The 13,071-nt window shown below is 63.9% G+C and carries 11 protein-coding genes; 10 read left to right on the plus strand and 1 reads right to left on the minus strand.

Going from position 1 to position 13,071, the window contains the following annotated elements; translation table 11 throughout:
* On the minus strand, nt 1-443 hold a 443-nt coding region (locus A2J03_RS26075), incomplete at its 3' end, for an SDR family oxidoreductase (RefSeq protein ID WP_156520595.1).
* Between the two features lie 263 nt (nt 444-706).
* Between A2J03_RS26075 and A2J03_RS26080 the strand changes: the two genes are divergently transcribed.
* From A2J03_RS26080 to A2J03_RS26125, 10 genes are all read left to right on the plus strand, one after another.
* Complete coding sequence (locus A2J03_RS26080) at nt 707-2,029, plus strand: ROK family protein (RefSeq protein ID WP_197480972.1); 1,323 nt, start codon at nt 707-709, stop codon at nt 2,027-2,029.
* A 22-nt stretch (nt 2,030-2,051) separates the two neighbouring features.
* Nucleotides 2,052-2,897, plus strand: a complete 846-nt coding sequence (locus A2J03_RS26085) for an alpha/beta fold hydrolase (RefSeq protein WP_068380075.1) — start codon at nt 2,052-2,054, stop codon at nt 2,895-2,897.
* A 61-nt stretch (nt 2,898-2,958) separates the two neighbouring features.
* Nucleotides 2,959-4,284 carry a D-inositol-3-phosphate glycosyltransferase gene (mshA, locus tag A2J03_RS26090; RefSeq protein ID WP_068380086.1) on the plus strand — a complete coding sequence of 442 codons (1,326 nt, stop codon included), beginning with the start codon at nt 2,959-2,961 and terminating at the stop codon, nt 4,282-4,284.
* Nucleotides 4,281-4,772, plus strand: coding sequence for a YbjN domain-containing protein (locus A2J03_RS26095; protein ID WP_068380077.1), 492 nt, complete (start codon nt 4,281-4,283; stop codon nt 4,770-4,772). The genes mshA and A2J03_RS26095 overlap by 4 nt, the downstream gene beginning before the upstream one ends.
* A gap of 225 nt (nt 4,773-4,997) precedes the next feature.
* On the plus strand, nt 4,998-6,095 hold the full coding sequence (locus tag A2J03_RS26100) for a BMP family lipoprotein (protein WP_231912723.1): 1,098 nt from the start codon (nt 4,998-5,000) through the stop codon (nt 6,093-6,095).
* 39 nt (nt 6,096-6,134) lie between these two features.
* Nucleotides 6,135-7,634, plus strand: a complete 1,500-nt coding sequence (locus tag A2J03_RS26105; protein WP_068380082.1) for an ABC transporter ATP-binding protein — start codon at nt 6,135-6,137, stop codon at nt 7,632-7,634.
* Nucleotides 7,627-8,853 (plus strand): ABC transporter permease, encoded by a 1,227-nt coding sequence (locus A2J03_RS26110; protein ID WP_231912724.1) that lies wholly within the window; start codon nt 7,627-7,629, stop codon nt 8,851-8,853. The genes A2J03_RS26105 and A2J03_RS26110 overlap by 8 nt, the downstream gene beginning before the upstream one ends.
* Complete coding sequence (locus tag A2J03_RS26115) at nt 8,850-10,115, plus strand: ABC transporter permease (RefSeq protein WP_068380083.1); 1,266 nt, start codon at nt 8,850-8,852, stop codon at nt 10,113-10,115. The genes A2J03_RS26110 and A2J03_RS26115 overlap by 4 nt, the downstream gene beginning before the upstream one ends.
* A gap of 483 nt (nt 10,116-10,598) precedes the next feature.
* Nucleotides 10,599-12,188 (plus strand): AMP-binding protein, encoded by a 1,590-nt coding sequence (locus A2J03_RS26120; RefSeq protein ID WP_068380084.1) that lies wholly within the window; start codon nt 10,599-10,601, stop codon nt 12,186-12,188.
* A 220-nt stretch (nt 12,189-12,408) separates the two neighbouring features.
* A partial coding sequence (locus tag A2J03_RS26125; RefSeq protein WP_156520597.1) for an iron-containing alcohol dehydrogenase occupies nt 12,409-13,071 on the plus strand: 663 nt, incomplete at its 3' end.

The raw sequence follows: 13,071 nt of genomic DNA on the forward strand, positions 1-13,071 counted from the left end.
TTGTCGTACGCCTCGAACGCCGCCACGGACGTGATCGTCACCACAAGTGCGTCGCCCGACTCGATCAGCTTGGGCAGCAACGCCTTGGTGACACGCAACGTACCGAGAACATTGGTCTCCCACATCCAGCGCCAGTCGTCGAGGTCGGCGTCGATGACCGGCGCGAGTCCCTTGGCGCCGCCCGCGTTGTTGATCAACACGGACGCGCGAGGGATGACGGCAGTGAACGCGGCAACCGAGTCCTCGTCGGTCACGTCGAGTTGCAGTGCAGTGCCGCCGATTTCGGATGCCAGCTTCTCCAGCCGGTCGACGCGACGAGCGCCGATCACGACGTGGTAACCCTGCGTCGCGAGCTGCCTGGCGGTGGCCTCGCCGATGCCTGAGCTTGCTCCGGTGACAACGGCGATGCGAGCGTCGGACGGAAGTTGTTCTGACAATGTCATGGGCGGAATTCTAGTCGTGTGGATCCGTGCAGATCGAAGTCCCGTATTGGTAAACGAGCGCGGAGGTGTTAATTTTGCCTCTATGTTCGCCGGCCGCGCTCCCGCTCTGCGTGTCACTTATGTGACCGCTGCTCTGGGTTCCCGGCTGCCGTTTCCTCGTGAACTGTGTTGTCTCGGCCTTCACGCCTGTAGCTGAGTCGAAGAAGCCTGTCGCTGAATCGACGCGGTAGACAGGCATTTGCCGCCAGCGCTCTCTTCGCATCATGCGACACCCACCTGAAAAAGTGGGTCTACTGCTGAGGACGACACCAGTGTCACTTGCTATTGCACCAATCTCTTCATCCGTCCCGAACCTTCGTGGTTCGCGGCCGACGTCCATCAACCGCCCGAGTGTGCGGGGCCGGGTCCAGATCGTCGTGCCCGATCTCCGTATTGCCGACAGCCCTGCCGCTGCAGTGCTACGTGTCGCTTCCGTCGAAGGGCCGATATCGCGTGATATCGCAGCGCGCGCAACAGGATTGAGTATCGCCACCGTCAACCGCCAGGTATCTTCTCTGCTCGGCGCCGGTCTGCTTCGGGAACGAGCGGATCTCACCGCCTCGGGGGCGGTAGGTCGGCCTCGGGTGCCGTTCGAGATCAATCACGAGCCGTACGCGACGATCGGAATACACATCGGCGCCCTCGTCACCGGGATCGTCGTGGCCGATCTGCGCGGCCGCATCCTCGGCGCCGTGGAAATCCCGACGCCCGGCGGCTCCGCGACCGAGGCGTTGTCGGTCATCACTCGCAGCGCTGGTTCGTTCGCTTCCCGTTGGCATCGCCGGACTCCGCTGTGGGTCGGCGTTGCGCTCGGTGGCCGTGTCGACGGTGCGACCGGAACCGCGGACCATCCCCGTCTCGGTTGGGAGAACGCCCAGGTGGGCGCCATCGTTGGCGGGGGTCTTGGCCTTCCGGTGTCGGTGTCGGGTCATGTCGAAGCGATGGCAGGGTCGGAACTGCTCCTGACGCCTGCTCGGGCCGAGGCGGCGACCGGTACCAGCCTGTACTTCTACGCGCGCGAAACCGCGGGCATCGCGCTGACGATCGACGGACGCGTGCACACGCCGTCCACCGGACCAGGTTCGATCGCGCATCTGCCGACAGGCTCGAATGCGCTGTGCGCGTGCGGACATCGCGGATGCCTCGAAGCAACCGTCAGCGATCGGGCCGTGCTGTCCGACGCCGTCGAGCGCGGAGTCATGGCGTCGGGAACCGGTATCGCCGGGCTGTACCGGGCCGCGCACGAAGGTTCGTCACCCGCGCAGCAGATTCTTGTCGAGCGAGCAGAGGTGCTCGGGCGCACCATTGGATTGCTTCGTGATCTGTTCAATCCCGATCGCGTGGTACTCGGCGGTCAGGCGTTCACCGAGTACGCACCGGGGATTGCGCACGTAGCGGAGGCATTCGATCGGGCAACGACTCTGCCGCACAAAGACATTCGCATCACCGGATTCGGGCGCAAGGTCCAGGAGTTCGCGGCGGCGGTCGTCTCGCTCAGCTCGGTTTACGCCGACCCGCTCGCGTCGATGCGACGGGCCGCTGCCTGACGAGTCGCGGGTCGGATGGATCATGAACGGCATGACAGTCACAGGACCGGTACGGCAAGCGGTAAGTATCGACGGCACGAACATCGTGTATCGAGTGTCGGGCGATCCGTCGCATCGGACGTTGGTTCTGCTGCACGGATGGGCCCAGTCCTCGGCATGCTGGGGCGAACGAGTGCTCGCCGGACTGGCCGAGAAGTATCGGGTTGTCGCAGTCGACCTACGTGGCCACGGATACTCGGACGCCCCGGAATCGGGCTACGCGGACTCGGCGAACTGGGCCGGCGACGTCCACGCGGTTCTCGCGCAGGAGCGAACCGAGACCAAGGCGATCCTCCTCGGCTGGTCTTACGGCGGGCTCGTCATCTGCGACTATCTTGCCGTGCATGGAACGGACGCGGTCGCGGGCGTGGTGCTGGTGGGAGCGATCACCAGCATCGGCAAGGGAGAAGCCGGTGGTCGTGTCGGTAGCGCGATGCGCGCCGCAATTCCGGGAGCGATGGCGGAGGAGCCCAGGGTGGCGATCAAGGCGCTCGGCAACTTCGGCCAGGCGCTGACCGGACCGGTCGAGGGCAAGGGCGCGCAGGCGCAGGCTCTGTTCGGTCTGACACTGGCGACGCCACCGCGAGTGAGGGCGGCCTTGTTCGAGCGCACCGTCTCGCACGACGACCTACTCCGACATCTCGATGTCCCCGCGCTGGTCCTGCACGGCACCGCGGACACCGTCGTCGACGTTGCTGCAGGTAGACACGCTGCATCGTTGATCCCGACGGTGACGGAATCCTACTGGGAGGGCGTGGACCACGGTCCGTTCGTGGCCGACCCCGAGCGGTTTCTCGCCGACGTGGAGAGCTTCGCGGACGGCGTGTGAGCCGAGCCCCGAAAGTTGCTTCGGCGAGCATGCTTAAGGTGGGGGAGTGCAAAGTGGAGCGGTGAGTGGTCGTCAGTTGAACCGGGTTGCGGTCCTGTCGTTGCATACCTCCCCGCTGGCGCAGCCCGGAGTAGGCGATGCCGGCGGCATGAACGTGTACGTGTTGCAGAGCGCCAAGGAACTGGCGAAGCGGGGCGTGGAGGTCGAGATCTTCACCCGCGCGACGTCCTCGTCCGACGAACCGCTCAGCGAGGCGGCCCCCGGTGTCTGGGTGCGCAACATCGTCGCGGGACCGTTCGAGGGCCTCGACAAGCAGGATCTCCCGACGCAGCTGTGTGCGTTCGCGGCCGGTGTGCTCCGCGAGGAAGCGCGTCACGACGCCGGATACTACGACCTGGTCCATTCGCACTACTGGCTGTCGGGTCAGGTCGGATGGCTGGCTCGCGACCGCTGGGGCGTGCCGCTCGTGCACACCGCACACACGTTGGCTGCGGTGAAGAACGCCTCGCTGGCGGCAGGCGACTCCCCGGAGCCCGCGGCGCGACAGATCGGTGAACAACAGGTCGTGGCCGAGGCCGACCGTCTCATCGCCAACACCTCCGAAGAGGCCAAACAACTCATCGAGATCTATGGCGCCACTCCCGAATCGATCGACGTCGTCGCACCGGGCGCGGATCTGACTCGATACCGGCCCGGTGACAAGAGTGCCGCCCGCTCCGAGTTCGGCATCGATCCGCGAGAGACCGTCGTCGCCTTCGTAGGCAGGATCCAGCCGTTGAAGGCGCCGGATGTGCTGCTGCGTGCAGCGGCGGAAGTGGTAGCACGCGACCCGAGTCTTCCGCTGCGGATACTCGTCGTCGGTGGGCCTTCCGGCAGTGGGCTCGATCGTCCGGACAGCCTGATCGACCTTGCCGAGGTTCTCGGCATCTCGGCTCGCGTGACGTTCCTGCCGCCACAACCGTCGGAGAGGCTGGTACAGATCTACCGCGCCGCGGACGTCGTCGCCGTGCCGAGCTACAACGAGTCCTTCGGTCTGGTCGCGATCGAGGCGCAGGCGAGCGGGACGCCGGTGATCGCGGCCGACGTCGGTGGTCTTGGTGTGGCAGTGCGCTCTGGCGAGACCGGGGTGCTGGTGCAAGGGCACCGAACCGCTGATTGGGCGACCGCGCTCGCAAACATGGTCACCGATCGAGATGCGTTGGCGGCCATGGCGTCGAGAGCCCCGATTCACGCTGCGGACTTCTCCTGGGAGCACACGGCCGAGGGGCTACTGGGGAGCTACCGCGCAGCACAGTTCCATTTCGATCGACACGAGGCTCCCAGCGAGTTCTCGCCGCGGCGGACCCGCGGACTATCGAAGCTACGACGGGCAGGAGTCACGGCATGAGCGACACGATCACCCTCATCGACTCGATTCTGAAGGAGCGCGAACTCGAGTATCAGCGCAAGGGAGAAAATTCCTTCGTCGTCGAGCTGCCGGGTGAGCGCAAGCTCAAGACGACGACGATGCTGACCGTCGGGCATCATGGGGTTCGGATCGAGGCGTTCGCATGCCGTAAGCCCGACGAGAACTTCGAGGGCGTTTACAAATACCTGCTGCGACGGAACCGCCGGCTGTACGGGGTGCACTACACGATCGACAAGGTGGGCGACGTGTACCTGGTCGGCCGGTTGTCGTTGCACGCGGTCACCGGCGACGAGATCGACCGCATTCTGGGTCAGGTTCTCGAAGCTGCCGACGGAGACTTCAACGTGCTGCTCGAACTCGGTTTCGCCGAGTCGATCAAGCGCGAATGGGCGTGGCGGGTGTCGCGCGGTGAATCCCTCGCCAACCTCAAAGCCTTCGAGCACCTGGTGGAAAACCAGCAGGTGTAGGTCCTGCCCTTCGGCTCGCAACCTCATCTGGTACAGGGGTTTTCGGTGACGGCGCCAACTACGACAGCGGAAGCCCCTCACCTCGCAAGACGGGCGAGTGACTCGCGAAATCATGCGGGCACCCCGCGTGGCGGGTAGCGTCTGCGAATCAGACAAACTTGCCAGGTAATTCGACGCTTGTTCATGAGACGAGCGAACCGGGCAGCGAACCAAATGGAGGAAGTCTTGACCGTCGTCATCCGCTCACGCACTCGGAGACTGGCATTCGGCGGCGTCGCGTCGCTCGGCGCTGTCGCACTCGTCGCAGGATGTGGCTCCGCGCCCGAAGACAACGGATCGGACTCCGGGGGTAGTGCTTCCGGTGACTTCAAGCCCTGCATGGTGTCCGACGCAGGAGGTTTCGACGACAAGTCCTTCAACCAGCTCAGCTTCGAGGGCCTGACCGGGGCGTCCGAGACCCTCGGCGTCGAGCCCATCACCGTCGAATCGGCATCCCCGACGGACTACAACCCCAACATCTCCAACCTGATCGACCAGGGTTGCTCGCTGATCCTGACCGTCGGCTTCGACCTCGCGGACGCCACGAAGTCCGCTGCCGAAGCGAACACCGACATCGACTTCGCCATCATCGACGACTCGAGCATCGACCTGCCGAACGTCAAACCGCTCACTTACGACGCGGCGCAGTCCGCCTTCCTCGCCGGTTACGCCGCTGCGAGTTTCTCGAAGACGGGCGTCGTCGGAACGTTCGGTGGCTCCCAGCTGCCCACCGTCACCATCTTCATGGACGGGTTCGCCGACGGGGTCAATTACTTCAACGAGCAGAAGAACGGCAACGTCCGGGTCATCGGCTGGGACGTTGCAGCGCAGAACGGTTCGTTCACCGGGGGGTTCGAGGCGAACGCCGTCGCGAAGAACACCGCTCAGGGCCTCATCGACCAGAACGCGGACGTGATCTTCCCCGTCGGCGGACCGATCTACCAGAGTGCTGCACAGGCCATTCGTGACGCGTCACGACCCATCGCACTCATCGGCGCCGATGCCGATGTCTTCGAGTCGGATCCGTCGGTCAGCGACCTGATGCTCACGTCGGTGACGAAGGGCCTCGAGACCAGTGTCGACGAGATCGTTGCGACGTCGGGTGAGGGATCGTTCGACACCACGTCCTACGTCGGAACGCTCGAGAACGGTGGTGTCGGTATCGCGCCGTTCCACGACTACGAGTCGCAGGTCGATCCCGCGTTGCAAGGCGAGCTCGACACAATCGAGGCGGGCATCATCGACGGTTCGATCACCGTCGAGTCGCCCTCCTCTCCGAAGTAGTCCCGACGCACAGTAAGAGGACATGAACGTCGAACTGCCATGAAGCTGGAACTGCAGGGCATAACGAAGCGGTTCGGATCTCTTGTCGCCAACGACTCCATCGACCTTGTCGTCGAAACGGGCGAAATCCATTGCCTTCTCGGTGAGAACGGTGCAGGCAAGTCGACACTGATGAACGTGCTCAGCGGCCTGTATCGGGCCGAGGAGGGCAAGATCCTGCTCGACGGAGTCGTGCAGGAATTCGCCGGACCGGGTGAAGCTATGGCCGCCGGGATCGGCATGGTGCACCAGCACTTCATGCTGATCCCGGTGTTCACGGTGGCCGAGAACATCATTCTCGGCCACGAGACCACCAAAAGCGGTGGGCGCCTTGACCTCGATGCTGCTCGAAAGCTGGTGCGCGAGATTTCGGCGCGCTTCGGTTTCGACCTCGACCCCGACGCCAAGGTCGACGACCTGCCCGTCGGAGTGCAGCAACGCGTCGAAATCATCAAGGCGCTCAGCCGCGATGCCACAGTGCTGGTCTTCGACGAGCCGACGGCGGTGCTTACTCCGCAGGAAACCGACGAGCTCATGCGCATCATGCGCGAACTCGCCGAGTCGGGAACCACGATCGTGTTCATCACGCACAAGCTGCGTGAGGTGCGAGAGGTCGCCGACCGTATCACCGTGATCCGGCTCGGCAAGGTCGTCGGCCAGGCCGAGCCGCCGGCGACCAACGCGGAACTCGCCGCGATGATGGTCGGCCGCGACGTTCAGCTGACGGTGACGAAGGAACCTGCGCAGCCCGGCGAGGCGGCGCTGGTGGTCAGGAATCTGACGGTCTTCGACGGGGACGGCCATGCGGTCGTCGACGACGTCAGCCTCGAAGTTCACGCGGGTGAGATCCTGGCGGTAGCCGGGGTTCAGGGCAACGGGCAGAGTGAGTTCGTCGAGGCACTTCTCGGCGCTCGCGACCGGATCAGCGGAGAGATCCTTCTCGACGGCCGTTCTCTGGTCGGCTCCTCGGTCCACGACGTGTTGGCCGCCGGAGTCGGATTCGTGCCCGAGGACCGCACGGTCCACGGTCTGGTCGGCGAATTCTCGATTGCAGAGAACCTGATGCTGGACAGGTCGACGGGCGAGCCGTTCGTCCGTCGCGGCGCGATCCGCCGCGACTATCTGGACGCGTTCGCTGCCGAGAAGGTCCAGGAGTTCGACGTCCGGACTCCCGGCATCGACACCGCAGTCGGACGCTTGTCCGGCGGAAACCAACAGAAGGTCGTCCTTGCGCGCGAATTGAGCCGTGAGCTTCGACTGTTCGTCGCCTCGCAGCCGACACGCGGAATCGATGTCGGCTCGATCGAGTTCGTGCACAAACGAATCGTCGCGACCAGAGACTCGGGAATCCCGGTGGTCGTCGTTTCCAGTGAGCTCGACGAGGTTGCTGCCCTCGCGGACCGAATAGCCGTCATGTATCGCGGAACGATCGTCGACATCGTGCCGGCCGACACGTCCCGCGAGGTACTGGGATTGATGATGGGTGGAGAGCATGCCTGACGCGCAAGATACACAGCCGTCGCGCGCACATGTGGTCCTGCGACAGATATTCACCGGCAGCGCAATCATTTCGGTGCTGGCAGTGTTCATGGCCGTGGTTGTCGGAGCAGTGCTGATCGCTGTCACCGACGAGCAGGTTCAGGAAGCTGCAGGCTACTTCTTCTCCCGGCCGTCGGACATGCTCGTCGCAGTCTGGGACGCGGTCTCGGGAGCGTATTCCTCGCTGTTCCAGGGTGCGGTGTACAACTTCCGGCGTCCGGGAATCGAGAACGGCATCAAACCGCTGTTGGAAACGCTCACGTTCGCGACGCCGTTGATCGTCGCGGGTCTCGGTGTTGCACTTGCCTTCCGGGTCGGAATGTTCAACATCGGTGGACGCGGACAGATGCTGATCGCGGCGGCATGCGCGGGCTGGGTCGGCTTCTCCCTTCAGCTGCCCTCCGGACTGCACCTGATCCTCGCCGTACTCGCCGGAGTTCTGGGCGGCGCGGTGTGGGGTGGGATCGCCGGAGTCCTCAAGGCACGCACCGGTGCTCACGAAGTGATCGTCACGATCATGCTGAACTACGTTGCGTTCTACCTCGTCGCCTATCTGCTGAGGACGCCCGGCGCGCTGCAGGCACCGGGGCAGAACAACCCGAAGACCGCGGCCATGGAATCGACGGCGGTGTTCCCCAAGCTTTTCGGTGATCGATACTCCCTGCATCTCGGGTTCGTGCTCGTGGTGATCGTGACGGTAGCGGTGTGGTGGCTGCTGGAGCGGTCGTCGCTCGGCTTCCGCTTCCGAGCCGTCGGTGAGAACCCGCACGCGTCGAAGATCGCCGGAATCAACGTCAACCGCATGTACCTGTATGCGATGGTGCTGTCGGGGGCACTCGTCGGACTCGCGGGCGTCGCCCAGGTGCTCGGAACCGTCACCACTGGGTTCGGCGCGGACATCGACGCAGGTATCGGTTTCGACGCGATCACCGTCGCGTTGCTGGGGCGGTCGAAGCCGTGGGGTGTGTTCTTCGCGGGAATTCTGTTCGGCGGCTTCAAGGCAGGCGGATTCGCGATGCAGGCTGCGGAGGGTATTCCGATCGACATCGTGCTCGTCGTGCAGTCCGTCATCGTGCTGTTCATCGCTGCACCGCCGCTCGTCCGTGCAGTGTTCCGGTTACCTCCACCGGGCGCTGAGATCGCGGCCCGCGCGGACACGGCGAAAGTGGGTGCGCTGTGACCGTCGTCGACGATAAGCGGGAGATCCTCGCGCCGGCGAAGAACTGGAAGGTGCCCGGTGTGCTGGGCGTCGCGACCGTCCTGGCATTGGTGTTGTTCGTTCTTCGAGCGAAGTCGGGTACGACGACGTTTGCGCTCGCCAGCGAGAACGACTTCTTTCAACTCCCCGCGGTCGGGGTGCCGGCGGCAGCTACGGGCGTCGTGCTGTTCGTGGTGCTGGCGCTGATCACTGGGTTCGCTGCGTGGAATGTGGCGCGAGGGGCAGCAACTCCACTGTGGCTGCTCGGCGTCTATGCCGTGGTGTTCGTTCTGGGCTTTCTGACGTGGGCCGCAGTGGGTGCGACGGTGCCGGTGCCGGGCCTGTTGATCGGAGCCGTCGCCCTGAGTACGCCGCTCATCTTCGGTGCGATGGGGGGCGTCATCTCCGAGCGCGTCGGAGTAATCAACATCGCCATCGAAGGGCAGTTGCTGTCCGGTGCGTTCGTCAGCGCGGTCGTGGCCTCGGTGACGGGGTCGACCTACGTTGCGCTTCTCGCAGCGTTGATCGCCGGCGCGCTGACGGCATCACTGCTCGCGGTGTTCTCGATCAAGTACTTCGTCAATCAAGTCATCGTCGGCGTCGTCCTCAACGTCCTGGTCGTCGGGCTGACGAGTTTCCTGTATTCGGTCGTCCTGACGAAGAACACGGAAACGTTGAACGCGCCACCACGGTTCGCGCGCATCGAGATTCCGTTCCTGTCCCAGATCCCGGTGGTCGGACCGGTGCTGTTTCGCCAGACCCTGATCGTCTACCTGATGTATGTCGTCGTGGCCATGGTGTGGTTCGGGTTGTTCCACACGAAGTGGGGCCTGCGGCTTCGCTCGGTCGGTGAGCACCCACAGGCAGCGGACACCGTCGGTATCAACGTGGCACGGACGAGGTTCTGGAACGTGTGTCTGGCCGGTGCGATCGCTGGACTCGGCGGTGCCTACTTCACGCTCGGTTCCGTCGGCGCGTTCGGCAAGGAGATGACAGCGGGCGCGGGCTACATCGCACTCGCGGCGGTCATCTTCGGGCGGTGGGATCCGATCCGGGCGACGTTGGCCGCGTTGCTGTTCGGCTTCGCGTCGAACCTCCAGAATGTGCTCGGAATCATCGGATCCCCGGTACCGAGCGAGTTCATGTTGATGCTTCCGTACGTCGTGACGATCTTCGCGGTCGCAGGACTCGTCGGGCACGTTCGGGGGCCTGCAGCAGCAGGGAAGCCGTATTCGAAATCCTGACAGCCGTCAGCCCCGCCTCCTGGGGAGAGACGGGGCTGACAGCGCTCGGCTGTCGAGTCGAATCAGCGACCGAAGCGGAACCAGTTGAACCAATCGGGAATCTGCGGCCCGAACTGTTGCATTGGCTGGGCGAAGTTGTGGTAAAAGTCGTTGAACATCGAAATCTCCTGTGTCGTCGTTTGGTTGACTCAATCGAAACTACTTGTCTCTGTGGATGTTTCAAGGAATCCTCGGGAGTTGTGCGCATCTCCGGAGCGGCTTGACAGGAACGGAATCGAAGCTGGGATTCTCACAGCTGTTGCGGCCGGGCGACCAGGCCCTGCGCGCATGCACGGACAAGACTCCGGGCGCCACCCTCTGGCCCAGATTCGAAGTGAACTGACAGCTGGCAAGTATCTGACTGAAGAGTAGGTAGATGTCTGATGTGACGGCCTTCACTGTAGTGTTTTGTCATAATTGCCGTTGTTTGTCAGAAGGAGAGCCATGAGCTTCAACAGTCCCTTTCCCGACGTCGAGATCCCGAATCTGAGTGTCTACGACTACCTGTTCGGATCGATCGCGGACGCCGATCTGGAAAAGCCTGCGCTGATCGATGGCACCTCCGGGGCCGTCACCACGTATCAGGCTTTGATCGGGCAGATCGATAGCATCGCCGGCGCCCTCGCTGCGCGCGGACTCGAGCTCGGTGACGTCGTCGGCCTGCACTCGCCCAACGTGCCGGCATTCGCGTCGGTGCTGCATGGCATCCTGCGTGCAGGCGGCACGGCCACCACCATCAATGCTCTGTACACGGCGGAGGACATCGCCAAGCAGCTCACCGGTTCGGGCGCGAAGTTCCTCTTCACCGTCTCGCCGCTGTACCCGCAGGCCAAGGCGGCGGCGGAGAAGGCGGGGATCGCCGATGATCACATCATCGTTCTCGACGGTGCCGACGGGCACCCGAGTCTGAAGGACCTGCTCACTCAGGGCGCCCCGGCCCCGGATGTGTCGTTCGATCCGGCGACGCAGGTCGCGGTGCTGCCGTACTCCTCGGGCACCACGGGCGTCCCGAAGGGCGTGATCCTGACGCACCGTAACCTCGTTGCCAACGTCGCGCAGATGGAGCCGCGTGTCGGGATCGACTCCGACGACGCCGTCCTCGCAGTGCTGCCGTTCTTCCACATCTACGGGTTGACAGTGTTGCTCAACATCGCGCTGAAGTTGCGCGCCCGGTTGGTGACGATGCCGAAGTTCGATCTGGTGGAGTTCCTTCGGATCATCCAGGACAACAAGCTGACGTACCTCTTCATCGCTCCGCCGGTGGCTGTCGCGCTCGCGAAGCATCCGCTGATCGACCAATACGACCTCTCGAGTGTGCACACAGTCTTCTCCGGTGCTGCCCCGCTGGACGAGGAGCTCGGCAAGGCCGTCGCGACGCGACTCGGCGCCCGTATCCGACAGGGATACGGGATGAGCGAGCTCAGCCCGGTCAGCCACGCGATTCCGTTCGATCGTGACGACATGCCGCTCAGCTCGGTCGGTCTTCCGCTCGCGAACACCGTCAACAAGCTGGTCGATCCGGCAAGCGGCGAGGAAATCGAGCTTCCCGCCGAGGGCCGGTCCAAGCCGGGTGAGCTGTGGGTCAAGGGTCCGAACGTCATGGTCGGGTACCTCAACAATCCCGCTGCCACGGCGGACACGCTCGACGACGACGGCTACCTGCACACCGGTGACATCGCTGTCGTCGATGCCGAGGGCGTGGTCTTCATCGTCGACCGGCTCAAAGAGCTGATCAAGTACAAGGGCTACCAGGTGCCGCCCGCCGAGCTCGAAGCGTTGCTTCTGACGCATCCGGAGATCGCCGACGTGGCGGTCATCGGCGTTCTCGACGACGAGGGCGAAGAGGTGCCGAAGGCGTTCGTCGTGCTGCAGCCGAACGCGACGATCGACGAGGGCGGCATCATGGCGTTCGTGTCCGAGCGCGTGTCCCCGCACAAGAAGGTGCGCAAGGTCGAGTTCATCGAGACCGTCCCGAAGTCGGCTGCGGGCAAGATCCTGCGCAAGGACCTGCGGGCCGCAGAATCGGCCAAGTAGCTTGAGTCGCCGACACTGACTCTTCGAGAGCCCCCTACCCGATCGGGTAGGGGGCTCTCCTGTCCCTTCGGTACCCACTTGGGACCGAAGGGAACAGTCTCGCCCGAAACGGCCGCATTGCATCCTGTGCGGATCTAGCGTCGTTTTCAGCATCGTGGGTGTTCCACCGCGTTGCGCGAATGACTTACTTACATCCGTTTCGCGGAGAGGATGCACTGCCATGCAGGTCGACGAACTGCTCAAACCGTTCCCAATCAAGGAGTTCCACCCGTTCCCTCGTGCCATGATGGGCCCGGGCGCACACGAGATGATCGGGCCCGAGGCACTCAAACTCGGATTCAAGAAAACCCTCGTGATGACCACAGGTCTGCGTGGCACGGACACGGTGCACAAGATCGTGGAGTCGATGAAGTACCACGGCCTCGAAGTCGTGCTCTACGACAAGGTCGAGTCCAATCCCAAGGACTACAACGTCATGGATTCGGTCGCGATGTACACCGAAAACAAGTGTGACAGTTTCGTGTCCATCGGCGGAGGTTCTGCGCACGACGCCTGCAAGGGCGCCCGCATCTCCGTGGCGCACGACGGCCGCAGCGTCAACGAGTTCGAGGGCTTCAACAAGAGCGAGAACCCGAAGAACCCGCCGCACATCGCCGTGTCGACGACGGCAGGAACCGGCTCGGAGACCTCGTGGGCCTACGTGATCACCGACACCACGACCGATCCGGACAACCCGCACAAGTACGTTGCCTTCGACGACGCGTCGGTGACGTCCCTCGCGATCGACGACCCGGTCCTGTACTACACGTGCCCGACCGACTACACCGCACAGTGTGGATTCGACGTACTCGCGCATGCGAGCGAACCGTACGTGTCGCGTCTG

Origin of the sequence: Rhodococcus sp. EPR-157 (assembly GCF_001647195.1) — a bacterium.
Taxonomy (GTDB): domain Bacteria; phylum Actinomycetota; class Actinomycetes; order Mycobacteriales; family Mycobacteriaceae; genus Rhodococcoides.

What these genes read in the sequence shown, in the direction of transcription:
- A2J03_RS26080 (WP_197480972.1), top strand. Translation starts at nt 707, where the DNA reads ATGCGACACCCACCTGAAAAAGTGGGTCTACTGCTGAGGACGACACCA.
- A2J03_RS26085 (WP_068380075.1), top strand. Translation starts at nt 2,052, where the DNA reads ATGAACGGCATGACAGTCACAGGACCGGTACGGCAAGCGGTAAGTATC.
- A2J03_RS26095 (WP_068380077.1), top strand. Translation starts at nt 4,281, where the DNA reads ATGAGCGACACGATCACCCTCATCGACTCGATTCTGAAGGAGCGCGAA.
- A2J03_RS26105 (WP_068380082.1), top strand. Translation starts at nt 6,135, where the DNA reads ATGAAGCTGGAACTGCAGGGCATAACGAAGCGGTTCGGATCTCTTGTC.
- A2J03_RS26110 (WP_231912724.1), top strand. Translation starts at nt 7,627, where the DNA reads ATGCCTGACGCGCAAGATACACAGCCGTCGCGCGCACATGTGGTCCTG.
- A2J03_RS26120 (WP_068380084.1), top strand. Translation starts at nt 10,599, where the DNA reads ATGAGCTTCAACAGTCCCTTTCCCGACGTCGAGATCCCGAATCTGAGT.